Genomic DNA, 11,962 nt, shown 5'->3' with positions numbered 1-11,962 from the left:
GACGCGACCGCCTTCCGCGTCGCCGAGGACGGCACGTGCGCCGACGTCCACGACAACGCGTTCGTCCTACCGGAGGACGCCCGGGTGACGATCCCGCACCCGCTCCGCTTCGACCTCGCACCGTGGGGCGAGGTCTTCGCCGACTACGAGCTCCTGCAGCCGTTCGAGCAGCTCGCCCGTCCCGTCTACCCCCTGACCGATGACGAGCGCGGCGCGACCCGCCTCGCCCGGTTCAGCGGCAAGACCGTCGACTTCCGCCGGATCATGGGCATGACGTCGCGCGGCTGGGAACTCGGCGAGAAGGAGGACGGCGGCTTCCGCCGCCAGGTCATGCTGATGACGCCGGACGGCAAGCACGTGATGGCGTTCTTCAGCCCCGGCATCCGCGTGATCGCCCCGGAGGAGTTCGCCGAGCAGGACTTCCGCGACGTGATCGTCCTGTCCGGCCGCCACTCGGGGACCACGATCCCCTTCGGCGACCTCGACCCCGCCGTCGCGTCCGAGGTGATCGCCGACCTCACCCGCCTCACGTCCTGACCCCGGCGCCCGCCCCCGGTGCGGCTTCACCGACCGCGAGGTCCTCGTCTAGGAGACGGGCCGCGTCTCGACCGGATTGCCGGGTTCGTCGAGCCACACCGTCTGCCCGTCCGGCGTCACCGTGACCCCGAACCTGGACGCGTCCGGCCTCCCCCGCGCCTCCCACCGCTTCTGCGTCTCGTCCAGCACCGCCTGCGGGAGCCGCTGCCCGTGCAGCGGCATGAACCAGGCGGGGACCGAGAACCGCCCTTCGGCGGTGCCGTCCTCCCGCACAGTGAGCACGGCCAGCGGCCCGGACGGATGGAACGTCGCCGCCCACGGCACCACGACGAGCCCGCCCGGCCTCGTCTGCTCGATCCACGCGTAGGGGACGGTGTGCGCCGCCGCCGTGGCCAGCACCCGGTCGAACGGCGCCCGCGCCGGGACGCCCGCCTCCCCGTCCCCGGTGATCACGGCCACGTCCGGACGGCCCGCGGCGCGCAACGCCCTCCGGGCGTGCTCGGCCGCCTCCCCGTCGATCTCGACCGACACGACCTCGGCCCCGAGCGCGGCCAGGCAGGCGGCGTTGTAGCCGGTCCCCGTGCCGATCTCCAGCACGCGCATGCCGGGCGCCAACCGCAGGACGCCGATCATCCGGGCCATCACCGAGGGCCCGGACGTCGACGAGGTCGGCCACGTCCCGTCCTTGAGCCGCGTCGCGATCGGCTCGTCCGCCGCCACGAGCCGCTCCCACGCGTCCGGCTCGTCGGCGCGCGACAGCCGCACGAACCGTCCGTCCCGCACCGCCCAGACCGTCTCGGGGACGAACAGGCGCCGATCGACCGGCGGAAGCCCCGGAAACCCGCTCACCCCTGCCCCGTTCCGCTGCAGGTGCCGCAGGTGATCTTCTGCTCCTTGCTGTCCAGGTTCACCTTCACCCATCCCTTGCCACCGCACGCGCCGCACGCCTGCTTCTTCCCGTGCTTGCCCATCGCGTCTCCTTCGCTTGTGCTCACGACTCGGCTTCCAGGGGCGCGACCACGAACCAGACCTCGGTGCCGCGCGTGGAGCGGCGGCTGAACCCCCAGCGCACGGCCAGTTCGTCCAGTAACACGACGCCGCGCCCGCCCTCCTTCGCCGTCCCGGCCCGTCGCAGGCACGGCGCCCCGGGCGCGCCCTCGTCGGTGACCGCGACCCGCACCCACCGGACCGTCCAGCGGATGTTCACCAGGAACGAGCCGCCCGGACGGCCGCTGCGCGAGTGCTCGATGGCGTTCGTGCCGATCTCGGACGTGAGCAGGACGGCGTCCGCGCGTCCCGGGTGCTCGCCGAGGACGTCGCGGACGAACCGGCGCGCCGCCGACACCTCGATCGCGAGCCCCGGCAGCCGGATCTCCTTTTCCTGGGTGCTCACCGCGCCACCGCCGTCCCGACGGTGTCCGCCGCGAGCGGGTCGGTGACGAGCACCCAGCCGCCCGAGTAGACGAACGCCCACGTGTCGTGCTGCGGGACGGGCACGCACGCCACGTGCCGGACGCACCGGGCCCGTGCGCGCAGGATGCCCACGCCGTCCACGTCCAGCACCTCCGCCGCGATCCCGCGCCCGTTGAGCTGCCCGGCCAGCCAGGCCAGCAGCACCGCGCGCCTCTCCCGCACCATCTCCGGCGGCCCGTTCATCCGTATCCCACCCCTCACCCGCTCCGTAGCCGTATGGTGACAGAGTGTTTCAGGATGATGACTGATCGCAAGTGCTTCGACGCATAATGTGAGGACGCGATGCCGTACACCGCCACCGTCCGAGGCCGACGCCTCGCCCGCGAGCTGCGGAAACTACGCCAGGAGGCCAAACTCAGCGGCGACCAGGTCGCCCGGGAGCTCGAATGGGAGCAGTCCAAGATCAGCCGAATGGAGAACGCCAAGATGCGGATCACCTCCGGCGAGGTGATGGAGCTCCTCGAGCTGTACGGCATCACTGGCGACAAGCGCACCGAGCTCGTCCAACTCGCCCGCGAGGCCCGCAAGAAGGGCTGGTGGCACAGCTACGAGGACGTCCTCAGCACCGGCTTCAGCGACTACCTGGCATTCGAGTCAGAGGCGCTGACCTACCGCACCTTCCAATCCCAGCTCATTCCAGGGATCCTTCAGACGGCGGACTACGCACGCGCGATCTTCCGGGGCGCACGTCCCCGAACCACGGAAGAGATCGAACGCGCGGTAGAAGCCCGACTGGCTCGACAGGAGCGACTCACAACGTCCACAAATCCGCTACACGCCAGGCTTGTGATCGACGAGTCAACATTGCACCGGTCGGTCGGCGACACCACCGTCATGCGAGCACAGCTGCGTCGAGTACTTGAGCTGGGCGAGCTCGCGAACGTTTCGGTCCAGGTCCTCCCGTTCGAGGCCGGCGTTCACGCCGCGATCGACGGCCCGTTCACTTTGCTCACCTTCAAGAGGTACCCGGAGGTGCTTTACATGGAGCACTTCATGGGATGGATTTACTTGGAAAAGCCGTCCGAAACCGAGCGGAGTAACGTGGTTTTCGACCACCTGACCGCTTCCGCCTTGAACACGAGCAAGTCCGCAAGGCTTATCCACCAGATGGCCAGCGGCTCGTCCTAGGACCCGGAGGACAAGCATGACCAGCCACGACTTCACCTGCACGAACTGGCGCAAGAGCAGCCACAGCGGCAACAACGACTGCGTAGAAGTCGGCGCCGCCGACCCCGCCCCTGCAACCTGGCGCAAGAGCACTCACAGCGGCACCGGGGACTGCGTCGAAGCGGCCTCGCTGGAAGGCATCATCGGCATCCGGGACTCGAAGGACCCGGACGGGGGCGTCATCGTGCTCGGGCGACGGGAGTGGGCGCGGCTCGTCGGCACCCTCAAGGCGACCACCGGCAAGTGACCCGCCCTTCCGGGACGCCGGAACACACGGCCGACGGGGGCCAGGAGAGCAATGGTGGGCGCGATCGGCCGATCTGTTCGGCGGCACTCGGATCGCGGAAGGCGTTACTGGGACAGGACGTTGATGACGCGGCCGTTGGGGTCGCGGACGAAGAAGCGGCGGACGCCCCACTCCTCGTCCTGCAAGGGATGGACGATCTCCGCGCCGGCCTCGCGCATCGCCGCGTAGGCCGCGTCCACGTCCTCCACCTCGACGCTCATGTCGGGGACGACCGGCGCGGTCGCGTCGTGCGTCAGGAAAGTGACCTGGGCGGTGGGGTTTGACGGGGAGGCGAGCGTCATCACCCAGCCGTGGTTCATGACCTCCTCGAAGCCGAGGAGGCCGTAGAAGTCGCGGCTCTCGTCCATGGCCTCGGTTTGGAAATCGGGCATGGCGCGGCGGATGGGCATGGCGGCTCCCTCGGCGGACGGTCGGTTCCCGTTCAGGGTCTCATTCCCACTCGCCGTGCAGGGCTTCGAGTCGTGCGCGGCGGTCGTCGTCGCCCAGGACGATGCGGACGCGGTCCGGCGGCGGTCGGGTCGGCGGCGCGCTCGGCGCGCCGCCGGTGCGGGACGCGTGGTTCCTCGCGTTCGAGCCGGGCGTCCAGGCCGTGCTCCCGGCAGTGTCGCCTACGGCCCGCGCCGCTCAGCGTTCGGCGGCGAGGGTGACGCCGAGGCCGATGAACGTGCCGCCGGTGGCCGCGTCGAGGCGGCGGCGGACGGTCTCGCGGGTGCGGAGCCAGCCGCCGATGCGGCCCGCGAGGACGCCGACGGTGCCGTCCGCGAGGAACTCAAGGGTGATCAGGACGCCGCCGAGGATGGCGACCTGGAGCCAGACGGGACCGGCGGCGGGATCGATGAACTGCGGGAGGAAGGCGACCATGAACGTGAAGGTCTGCGGGTTGGCCGCCGCGGACACGACGCCGTTGAGGAACGCGCGGCGGCCGGACGTCCCGTCGGGGGCCTGGTTGCTCCCGCGGTTCCGGATCAGCTGGACGCCGAGGTAGATCAGGTACGCGGCGCCCGCGATGCGGATCACGGTGAACGCGACGGGGAACGCCGTCAGGAGCGCGGCGAGTCCGGCGGTGGCCGCGACGATGTAGAGCGCGTCGCCGGTGATGACGCCGAGCGTGGCCAGCAGGCCCGCGCGGGCGCCGCCGCGCACGCCGCAGCCGAGGACGAACAGCATGTCGGGGCCCGGGGTGACGAGCGCGACGATCGTGGTCACCGTGAACACGGCGAGCAGGTGGGGGTCGACCGGCATCCGTTGATCTTCGCATCAGCGGGACGGTTGAGGTCGCGAACCCGCCAGACCCTCCGCGGCGGCGCTTGTTGGGTGGGAGGCGTCCACCTCCACCGACACAGGACGGGGTCGCCGATGACCACGCTCGTCGAACCGGGCGGCCGTCCGGCCGCGCCGCCGGGGCCGGCCGGGTGGCCGGCGGTGCTGTCGGTGACGCTCGGGATCTTCTCGATCGTCACCACCGAGATCCTCCCGATCGGGCTGCTGACGTCCGTCGGTTCGAGCTTCGCCGTCTCCGACGGCACGGCCGGGCTGATGATGACGATGCCCGGGTTCCTGGCGGCCCTCGCGGCCCCCGCGCTCACCGTCGCGACGGCGCGGGTCGACCGGCGGGCGATGCTGTGCGCCCTGATGTTCCTGCTGGCGGCGGCGAACTTCATCGCCGCGGCCGCCCCCGCGTACTGGGCGATGCTCGTGTCGCGCGTCCTGGTCGGCGTCGTCATCGGCGGGTTCTGGTCGATCGGCGCGGGCCTGGCCGGACGGCTGGTGCCCGCGCGCTCCGAGCGCCGGGCGACGGCCGTCGTGTTCGCGGCGGTCCCGCTGGGTTCGGTGCTCGGGGTTCCGCTGGGGACGCTGATCGGGAGCGTGGGCGGATGGCGGGTCAGTTTCGCGGTGCTGGGCGTCCTGTCGGCGGCGGTGCTCGTCGCGCTGGCCGTGCTGGTGCCGCCGCTGCCCGGGGAGCGGGCCACCGGGCTGGACGCGCTGCGCGGCGCGGCCCGCGGCAGCCGCTTCGCGCTGGCGGCGACGGTGCTGGTCGTCCTCGCGCACTTCGGCGCCTACACCTACGTGGCGCCGTTCCTGGAGGGGGTCACGCGGGTGTCCGCGGGATCGGTCACGGTGTTCCTGCTGGCGTTCGGGGCCGCGGGCATCGTCGGCAACTTCGTCGCGGGCGCCGCCGTCGCGCGCCGTCCGCGCGCCGCGTTCGGCACGGCGGCGGGACTGATCGCGGTGGCCGCGCTCGCGCTTCCCGTCCTGGGCCGGTGGGAGGCGGGCGCGGTGGCGCTGCTGGTGGTGTGGGGCCTGGGGTACGGCGCCGTGCCGGTGTGCTCGCAGGCGTGGTTCGTCAGGGCCGCCCCGCACGCGCCGGAAGCCGCGTCGGTGCTGTTCACCGCGTCGTTCCAGGCGACCCTGTCGACCGGCGCCCTGGTCGGCGGCATCGTCGTGGACCGCACGTCGCCGTCGGCGGTGCTGCTGCTCGGCGGGGCCACCGCCGCGGTCATGGTCGCGGTCGTCGCGGGCCGCTCGCGCGCGGCGCGCTGACGGACGGCTCAGCGGGCGCGGGCGGCGAGCCCGTCGACCAGGACGTCCGGTGTGTCGGGTTCGAGGACGGCGAGGCGGCGCAGGTGCGGGAGGTCCTCGCCGTCGGGGGCGGTCGGCCAGGGCGGGGGCGACGCGTGCAGGTCGGCGGGGTCGAGGCGGGCGGGCGGGCGGTCGTGCGGGGCGTCCTGGAACTCGACGAAGCCCGCGACCGTCCGGATCGTCTCCATGCAGGCCCGGTAGGCGTCCGGGAGCGGGAGGCCGACCCGGACGAACACGCCGATCAGCGCGTCGACGTTGCGGAGCATCGCGGGGTGGCGGGCGAGGGTGACGTTCTCGCCGAGGGCGAGGGTCGTCATGCCGGACCCAAACGCCTGAAAAGGCAAAACTTCCTGTGCGGGCCACGAAATTACAAGTTCAGGTCATACCATGACAATAAGTGGTCGATGGACGGTGCATGTTCGGTCAACGCGCCCCCTCGACATGCCCCTGACCTGTGAGGAGCCCCCGAGTGGACCGCGCCGTACCCTTCGCGGGACCCGGTGAGGTCGACGTGCGCGCCGGCCTCCCCCCGGCGACGCGCCCCGGACCCGACGAGCGGCGCCGGCTGGCCGAGGCCGCCGTCGCCACGCTGGCCGGCAACTGGACGGGCGCCGCGACGCTGCCGTCCCGCACGCAGTACCCGCACCAGTGGAGCTGGGACTCGGCGTTCATCGCGATCGGGCTGGCCCGCGTCGACCAGGACCGCGCGCAGCGCGAGCTGCTCGGCCTGCTCCGCGCTCAGTGGGGCGGCGGACGGCTGCCGCACATCGTCTACGGCGACACCGAGGACGAGTCGTACTTCCCCGGCTCCGCCTTCTGGGACAGCCGCGGCGTCCCCGACGCCCCCGCCGTGCGGACGTCCGGCATCGTGCAGCCGCCCGTGCACGCGCGCGCGGCGCTGACCGTCTGCACGCGGGCGGACGACGAGGCCGCGGCCGTCCGGTTCCTCGCCGAGGCGTACCCGAAGCTCGCGGCGCAGCACCGCTACCTGCTGGAACGGCGCGACCTCGACGGCGGCGGGCTGGCGTGCATCGTCCACCCGTGGGAGTCCGGCACCGACAACAGCCCCGCGTGGGACCCGTTCCTGGCCCGGTTCACCGAGGCGGAGTGCGCGTTCGTCCGCCGCGACATGGTGCACGTTCCGGCGGACGAGCGGCCCAGCGACGCGGACTACTCGGCGTACATCGCGCTGGCCGAGAGCTACCGCGACATCGGCTACGACGACCTCAAGCTGCTCGACAAGCACGGCTTCACGGTCGAGGACCCGCTGTTCAACGCGATCCTGCTGGACGGCGAGCTGTGCCTCGCCGAGATCGCCCGGCGGCTCGGCCGCGACCCGGAACCGCACCTGCGGTCCGCCCGCGCCGTCCACCGGGGGCTGATGGAGCGGCTGTGGGACGAGGAGCGCGGCACGTTCGTCGCCCGCGACGTCCGCACCGGCGTCCGGGGGACGGTCGCGACGGTCTCCGGGTTCGCGCCGCTGCTCGACCCGTGGCTGCCCGCCGAGGTGCGCGACCGGCTGGTCGGGCTGCTGCTGTCGCCCGCGTTCATGGACGGCTGCCGCCACCCCGTGCCCACCTACGACCTGCGCGAGCCGAACTTCGACCGCCGCTGCTACTGGCGCGGCCCGACCTGGGTGAACACCAACTGGCTGCTGTGGGTGGGCGCGCTGCGCGCCGGGCGGCCCGACATCGCCCGGACGATCTCCGCGTCGACCCTCGACCTGGTGGGGCGCTCGGGGTTCCGCGAGTACTTCGACCCCGTGGACGGCTGCGGGCGCGGGGCGCACGACTTCAGCTGGTCGGCGGCGCTCGCCCTCGACATGGTGGCCGCGGACGACGGCGCCGTGCCGCTGCCGTCGATCGTCCACGACGGCGCGCGGCGGCTCGACGCGTCGACGCCCGCCCGGTTCGGCGCCGCGGCGCGGACGGCCGCCGCGGAGCGCTGACCCGCGGGGGTCAGGCGGCGGCGGCCCCGCCGGCGCCTACTCTCGAAGAGATCGCTCGATGTGGCTCGGAAGCAGGTACGTCGCGAGGCGCAGGGTCGGGCGACTCATCCGGTGTCGGTGCTCGGCGAGGAAGTCGAGCAGGCGCTGCCGGTCGATCTTGCCGACCTCGCGCAGCGCGGTGCCGACCGGTTTGGTGACGAGTCCGCTGGGGTCGTCGAGCAGGAGATCGGCCAGGGCGAGCGGATCGTCGAGGTCGCCTTGTCGGATGAGCCAGAAGGAGGCGGTGATCGCGGTCCGCCGCTCGATCGCCGCATCGGACCGCGCGAGATCGAACAGCGGCCGGCGCGACTTGTCGAGCAGGTACCAGCCGACGACGCGCGGGGCCGAGCGGTCGACGAGATCCCAGATGTTGATGAACTCGTGGTGGTTCATGTAGGTCTCGTAGAGCCGACGCCGTCCGTCGTCGTCCAGACCGCGGCGCCGCGCCTTGAAGTCGAGGATCGAGACGCCGACCATGCGCATCTCGTACCACTGGCTGGCCAGCAGGTCGGGGACGTGGGAGAGGTCGATGTCCGTCCACTCCTTGGCGGTGTCGAACACCTCCTTCATCCGCACACCGATCACGTCCAAGCCGCTGTCGGGCGGCAGGCGTCGCACGATCTTGTCCCGCTCCGCGGGGCTCCGCCGGTTGCTCAAGGCGTCCTGGATCCGCTCAAGGGGCTGCGCCATTTCGCTGACCTTCCTGTCGCCGTCGGATCGGTGTTTTCCGGTGAGCGCCGGGCGTGCGCCGGAGGGTCAGCGTGCCCTGCGATGGTTCGCGGTCGCATGGCTGCCCGCCGCGATCCCGGCGAAGAGCACCGCTCCGACGGGCCACACGACCCATGCGTCTTCCCAAGCATCGCCGATCAAGCCCCAGGCGAGGTAGATCGCGGCGAGGAACGGCCGGTAGAACACCGCGATCACGCCGACGACGCTGCGCTCTCCGCCGCTGCCGCGGCGGGTGAGCTGCGCGGCGGGCGGCCGGTCGGGGTCACTCCGCGCGGCCGTAGGCCCGGACGGCGAGAGGACAGAACACCGCGAACAGGGCGGCGCACCAGAGGAGCGCGGTGGTGGCGGCGCCGTCCACCGGGATGCCGTTGAGCAGGGCGCGGCAGGCGTCCATCACGTGGGTCACGGGGTTGACCTCCGCCCACGCGCCCAGCCAGCCCGGCAGCGTGCCGGTCGGGGTGGCGAGGCTCGTGCCCAGTTGCAGGGGCAGGAAGGTGATGAAGCTGAACGCCAGGACGGCGCTCGCGTCCTTGACCAGCACCCCGAAGAGCACGGTGACCCAGCTCAGGCAGAACCCGAACAGGACGGCGAGGCCCGCGGCGGCCAGCGCGGCGGCGGCCGTGCCCCCGGCGCGGAAGCCGAGCAGGACGCCGAGGGCGAACAGCAGCGCGACGGCGAGCAGGTAGCGGACGAGATCGGCCAGCACGGACCCGAGGAGGGGCGCGAGGCGGCTGATCGGCATGCTCCGGAACCGGTCGGTGACGCCGTTCTTGAGGTCGAGGTTGATGTTCGTGCCGGTGGACACCAGCCCGGACAGCGCGGCGCCCATGACGAGGATGCCGGGGAAGAGGTACTGCAGGTAGTCCCCGGTGGAGCCCGCGACCGGACGGCCGAACAGGTAGAGGAAGAGCACCAGGAACAGTGCGGGCGAGATGACCCCGTTGACGACGGGCCCCGGGTTGCGCTTCGTCTTGGCCAGGCTGCGGCGGGCCAGGACGAGGCTGTGCCGGACGGTGCGCAGTGGACTGGTCATCGTGCCGCCTTCACGGAGTCGGGGGGCGTGGAGCCGGAGCGCGCGTCGGAGCGCGCGCCGGTCAGGGCGTGGAACACCTCGTCGAGGCTCGGCAGCCGGAGGGACAGCTCGGTGACGCCGATGCGCTGCGCGCGGAACCGGGCGGCCGTCTCGTAGAAGGCGTCGTCCCCGTCGACGGGGACGGCGAGTTCGGTGCCGGACGGACGGTCGGGGGCGCGCCCGGCGGCCGCGGCGAGGATCGCCGCCGCCGGTTCGGCGTCGGCGGGGTCGTCGAGCCGGACGGCGATCGTGTGCCCGCCGATCCGGCGCTTCAGCTCGGCGGGGGCCCCGGCGGCGATCACCCGGCCGCCGTCGATGACGGTGATCGCGTCGGCGAGCGCGTCCGCCTCCTCCAGGTACTGGGTGGTCAGCAGGACGGTGGCGCCGTCGGCCGCGAGGTCCCGGACCATCCGCCACAGCTCGTCCCGCCTGCCCGGGTCGAGACCGGCGGACGGCTCGTCGAGGAAGACCGCCTCGGGACGGCCGACGAGGGCGGCCGCCAGGTCGAGGCGGCGGCGCATGCCGCCGGAGTAGCCCGCGGCGGGACGGCCGGCGGCGTCGCCGAGCCCGAACCGGTCCAGCAATTCGTCCGCGCGCTGCTCGGCGCGGCGGCGGGGCAGGTCGAGGAGCCGCCCGATCATGACGAGGTTCGCCCGTCCGGACAGTTCCTCGTCGACGCCGGTGTGCTGGCCCGACAGCGCGATCCGCTCCCGGACGCGCGCGGGGTCGCGCGCCACGTCGAACCCCGCGACGGTCGCGCGTCCGGCGTCCGGGCGCAGCAGGGTCGCCAGGATCCTGATCACGGTCGTCTTCCCCGCGCCGTTCGGCCCCAGCAGTCCGAGGACCCGCCCGCGCCCGGCCGCCAGGGTGACGCCGTCCAGCGCCGTCGTCCCGCCGAACCGTCTGACGAGGCCCTCCGCCTCGAAACCGTACTCGCTCATGACATGCTCCCACCATTCAGATGTTGGCATCATCTGGATGGTGAAAGTATCTTAGGACGCCCGGACGGGCAACGAGGGGTGGCGATGGTCAGGCTCACGCGAGCCCAGCGGCAGGAACGGACGCGCGCGGCCGTGCTGGTGGCGGCACAGGACGAGTTCGCCGAACACGGCTACGCCGACGCGAAGATCGACCGGATCGCGGAGCGGGCGGAACTCACCCGCGGCGCCGTCTACTCGAACTTCCCGAGCAAACGCGCGCTGTACCTCGCGGTCCTCGTCGACGCGCTCGACCGGGACGGGGACGCGGACGGGGACGGGGACGCCGCACCGCCCGCGGCGTCCCTCGACGAGGCGCTCGGCGCGTTCGCCCGCGCCCGGCTCGAACGCCTCCCGATGAGCGGCGACTCCCCGGCGAGCGCCGGGCTGCGGCTGCGGTCCACCGACGGCCTGTTCGACGACGACCGCGGCCGCGCCGCGCTCGCGCAGGTCACGTGGCTGGAGGGGCTGCTGCTCGGGCTGGCGCTGGAGACGTACGCGCCGCGCGTCCGGCGCGTCCGGCTGGCGGAGCTGGTGCTGACCCTGCTCGACGGCGCCGGGCACCTCGCGGGGACGGCGCCCGGGTTCGGCGACCCGTTCGACGTCGCGCGCGCCTGCCGCCACCTGGCCGGACTCGACCTCGGCGACGCCTGGGACCCGCCGCACCTGCCGTTCACCGCCCCCGCGACGCCCGTCCGGGACGCCTGGGAGCCGCCCGCGGAGCCGCTGGACGCGATCACCGGCGACCCGGCCGACCTCGGCGCCGACGGGGTGGTCGCGGTCCTCGGCACCGGCCGGCTGCGCGCGGCCGAGGAGGCGGTCCGCGCCGCCCGCCCCGGCGAGCCGGTGACCGTGGCCGTCGTGACGGCCGACCCCGCCGAACTCGGCCGCCTCGTGCGGCTGCGGATCGGCGACGTCGCCCGCTGCCTGCGCCGCGCGCTCCCCCCGGACGCGCGGCCCGGCCTGCGCCTCGTCCTGGACGAGCGCGGCGCCGTCGCGGCGGCCGCGGGCGTCCCCGCGCCGGACGACGGCACCGAGACCGCCGTGCGCGTCCGCGCCGGCGAGATCGTCGCCCGCGCGGACGGGCGCGGCGCGGCGCACGCCGTCGCGGCCGGCGGGACGCGGGTGTGACG

17 protein-coding genes are annotated in these 11,962 nt (G+C 73.2%); 6 read left to right on the top strand and 11 right to left on the bottom strand.

The window, feature by feature from the left end; all coding sequences use genetic code 11:
* Nucleotides 1-537: DUF4132 domain-containing protein (locus tag DMH08_RS01885; protein ID WP_148108575.1), on the top strand; the 537-nt coding region annotated here is incomplete at its 5' end.
* Nucleotides 538-585: 48 nt separating this feature from the next.
* Here DMH08_RS01885 and DMH08_RS01880 read toward each other — a convergent pair.
* Genes DMH08_RS01880 through DMH08_RS39925 form a run of 4 tightly spaced genes read right to left on the bottom strand, consistent with a single transcriptional unit; the run spans nucleotide 586 to nucleotide 2,193 of the window.
* Complete coding sequence (locus tag DMH08_RS01880) at nucleotides 586-1,386, bottom strand: methyltransferase domain-containing protein (RefSeq protein WP_233617352.1); 801 nt, start codon at nucleotides 1,384-1,386, stop codon at nucleotides 586-588.
* Entirely contained in the window at nucleotides 1,383-1,508 is a 126-nt protein-coding gene (locus DMH08_RS42280) for a hypothetical protein (RefSeq protein WP_267898520.1), read from the bottom strand. The genes DMH08_RS01880 and DMH08_RS42280 overlap by 4 nt, the downstream gene beginning before the upstream one ends.
* Nucleotides 1,509-1,528: 20 nt before the next feature.
* Nucleotides 1,529-1,930 (bottom strand): ATP-binding protein, encoded by a 402-nt coding sequence (locus tag DMH08_RS01875; RefSeq protein ID WP_158642235.1) that lies wholly within the window; start codon nucleotides 1,928-1,930, stop codon nucleotides 1,529-1,531.
* Nucleotides 1,927-2,193, bottom strand: coding sequence for a hypothetical protein (locus DMH08_RS39925; protein WP_158642234.1), 267 nt, complete (start codon nucleotides 2,191-2,193; stop codon nucleotides 1,927-1,929). Before DMH08_RS39925 ends, DMH08_RS01875 begins: the two co-directional genes overlap by 4 nt.
* A 99-nt stretch (nucleotides 2,194-2,292) precedes the next feature.
* Here DMH08_RS39925 and DMH08_RS01870 point away from each other — a divergent pair, with 99 nt between their 5' ends.
* Together DMH08_RS01870 and DMH08_RS01865 are read left to right on the top strand one after the other, a co-directional pair.
* Entirely contained in the window at nucleotides 2,293-3,138 is an 846-nt protein-coding gene (locus DMH08_RS01870; RefSeq protein WP_034519608.1) for a helix-turn-helix domain-containing protein, read from the top strand.
* A 16-nt stretch (nucleotides 3,139-3,154) separates the two neighbouring features.
* Nucleotides 3,155-3,424 (top strand): DUF397 domain-containing protein, encoded by a 270-nt coding sequence (locus DMH08_RS01865; RefSeq protein WP_125611241.1) that lies wholly within the window; start codon nucleotides 3,155-3,157, stop codon nucleotides 3,422-3,424.
* A gap of 104 nt (nucleotides 3,425-3,528) precedes the next feature.
* On the opposite strand, the gene DMH08_RS01860 is transcribed toward DMH08_RS01865, so the two are convergent.
* A complete protein-coding gene (locus DMH08_RS01860; RefSeq protein ID WP_125611239.1) occupies nucleotides 3,529-3,873 on the bottom strand; it encodes a VOC family protein in 345 nt (114 codons plus the stop codon).
* Nucleotides 3,874-4,108: 235 nt separating this feature from the next.
* Nucleotides 4,109-4,726, bottom strand: coding sequence for a LysE family translocator (locus tag DMH08_RS01855; RefSeq protein ID WP_026404097.1), 618 nt, complete (start codon nucleotides 4,724-4,726; stop codon nucleotides 4,109-4,111).
* A gap of 114 nt (nucleotides 4,727-4,840) precedes the next feature.
* Here DMH08_RS01855 and DMH08_RS01850 point away from each other — a divergent pair, with 114 nt between their 5' ends.
* Nucleotides 4,841-6,025 carry an MFS transporter gene (locus DMH08_RS01850; protein ID WP_125611237.1) on the top strand — a complete coding sequence of 395 codons (1,185 nt, stop codon included), beginning with the start codon at nucleotides 4,841-4,843 and terminating at the stop codon, nucleotides 6,023-6,025.
* An 8-nt stretch (nucleotides 6,026-6,033) separates the two neighbouring features.
* Here the strand turns inward: DMH08_RS01850 and DMH08_RS01845 are convergent, their stop codons facing one another.
* Entirely contained in the window at nucleotides 6,034-6,381 is a 348-nt protein-coding gene (locus DMH08_RS01845) for a hypothetical protein (RefSeq protein WP_125611235.1), read from the bottom strand.
* 152 nt (nucleotides 6,382-6,533) lie between these two features.
* Here DMH08_RS01845 and DMH08_RS01840 point away from each other — a divergent pair, with 152 nt between their 5' ends.
* The gene (locus tag DMH08_RS01840) at nucleotides 6,534-8,012 is read left to right on the top strand and encodes an MGH1-like glycoside hydrolase domain-containing protein (RefSeq protein ID WP_199747569.1); all 1,479 of its coding nucleotides are present in this window, start codon (nucleotides 6,534-6,536) and stop codon (nucleotides 8,010-8,012) included.
* Nucleotides 8,013-8,048: 36 nt separating this feature from the next.
* Here DMH08_RS01840 and DMH08_RS01835 read toward each other — a convergent pair whose 3' ends face one another.
* The 4 genes from DMH08_RS01835 to DMH08_RS01825 all read right to left on the bottom strand — a co-directional run bounded on the left by DMH08_RS01835 (nucleotide 8,049) and on the right by DMH08_RS01825 (nucleotide 10,793).
* The gene (locus tag DMH08_RS01835) at nucleotides 8,049-8,741 is read right to left on the bottom strand and encodes a DNA alkylation repair protein (RefSeq protein ID WP_125611233.1); all 693 of its coding nucleotides are present in this window, start codon (nucleotides 8,739-8,741) and stop codon (nucleotides 8,049-8,051) included.
* 66 nt (nucleotides 8,742-8,807) lie between these two features.
* Entirely contained in the window at nucleotides 8,808-8,975 is a 168-nt protein-coding gene (locus tag DMH08_RS39920; RefSeq protein WP_158642233.1) for a hypothetical protein, read from the bottom strand.
* Nucleotides 8,976-9,042: 67 nt separating this feature from the next.
* A complete protein-coding gene (locus DMH08_RS01830) occupies nucleotides 9,043-9,813 on the bottom strand; it encodes an ABC transporter permease (protein WP_125611232.1) in 771 nt (256 codons plus the stop codon).
* A complete protein-coding gene (locus DMH08_RS01825) occupies nucleotides 9,810-10,793 on the bottom strand; it encodes an ATP-binding cassette domain-containing protein (protein ID WP_125611230.1) in 984 nt (327 codons plus the stop codon). Before DMH08_RS01825 ends, DMH08_RS01830 begins: the two co-directional genes overlap by 4 nt.
* Before the next feature lie 84 nt (nucleotides 10,794-10,877).
* On the opposite strand from DMH08_RS01825, the gene DMH08_RS01820 reads away from it, so the two are divergent.
* Entirely contained in the window at nucleotides 10,878-11,960 is a 1,083-nt protein-coding gene (locus DMH08_RS01820; protein WP_026404092.1) for a TetR/AcrR family transcriptional regulator, read from the top strand.
* Nucleotides 11,961-11,962 lie beyond the last annotated feature (2 nt).

It is taken from the genome of Actinomadura sp. WAC 06369, from assembly GCF_003947565.1.
GTDB classification, from domain to species: Bacteria; Actinomycetota; Actinomycetes; order Streptosporangiales; family Streptosporangiaceae; genus Spirillospora; species Spirillospora rifamycini.
The sequence above is the reverse complement of the archived record's forward strand: the minus strand, read 5'-3'. Positions and strand labels throughout refer to the sequence as shown.

What these genes read in the sequence shown, in the direction of transcription:
- DMH08_RS42280 (WP_267898520.1), bottom strand. Translation starts at nt 1,508, where the DNA reads ATGGGCAAGCACGGGAAGAAGCAGGCGTGCGGCGCGTGCGGTGGCAAG.
- DMH08_RS39925 (WP_158642234.1), bottom strand. Translation starts at nt 2,193, where the DNA reads ATGAACGGGCCGCCGGAGATGGTGCGGGAGAGGCGCGCGGTGCTGCTG.
- DMH08_RS01870 (WP_034519608.1), top strand. Translation starts at nt 2,293, where the DNA reads ATGCCGTACACCGCCACCGTCCGAGGCCGACGCCTCGCCCGCGAGCTG.
- DMH08_RS01865 (WP_125611241.1), top strand. Translation starts at nt 3,155, where the DNA reads ATGACCAGCCACGACTTCACCTGCACGAACTGGCGCAAGAGCAGCCAC.
- DMH08_RS01860 (WP_125611239.1), bottom strand. Translation starts at nt 3,873, where the DNA reads ATGCCCATCCGCCGCGCCATGCCCGATTTCCAAACCGAGGCCATGGAC.
- DMH08_RS01855 (WP_026404097.1), bottom strand. Translation starts at nt 4,726, where the DNA reads ATGCCGGTCGACCCCCACCTGCTCGCCGTGTTCACGGTGACCACGATC.
- DMH08_RS01850 (WP_125611237.1), top strand. Translation starts at nt 4,841, where the DNA reads ATGACCACGCTCGTCGAACCGGGCGGCCGTCCGGCCGCGCCGCCGGGG.
- DMH08_RS01845 (WP_125611235.1), bottom strand. Translation starts at nt 6,381, where the DNA reads ATGACGACCCTCGCCCTCGGCGAGAACGTCACCCTCGCCCGCCACCCC.
- DMH08_RS01835 (WP_125611233.1), bottom strand. Translation starts at nt 8,741, where the DNA reads ATGGCGCAGCCCCTTGAGCGGATCCAGGACGCCTTGAGCAACCGGCGG.
- DMH08_RS01830 (WP_125611232.1), bottom strand. Translation starts at nt 9,813, where the DNA reads ATGACCAGTCCACTGCGCACCGTCCGGCACAGCCTCGTCCTGGCCCGC.
- DMH08_RS01825 (WP_125611230.1), bottom strand. Translation starts at nt 10,793, where the DNA reads ATGAGCGAGTACGGTTTCGAGGCGGAGGGCCTCGTCAGACGGTTCGGC.
- DMH08_RS01820 (WP_026404092.1), top strand. Translation starts at nt 10,878, where the DNA reads ATGGTCAGGCTCACGCGAGCCCAGCGGCAGGAACGGACGCGCGCGGCC.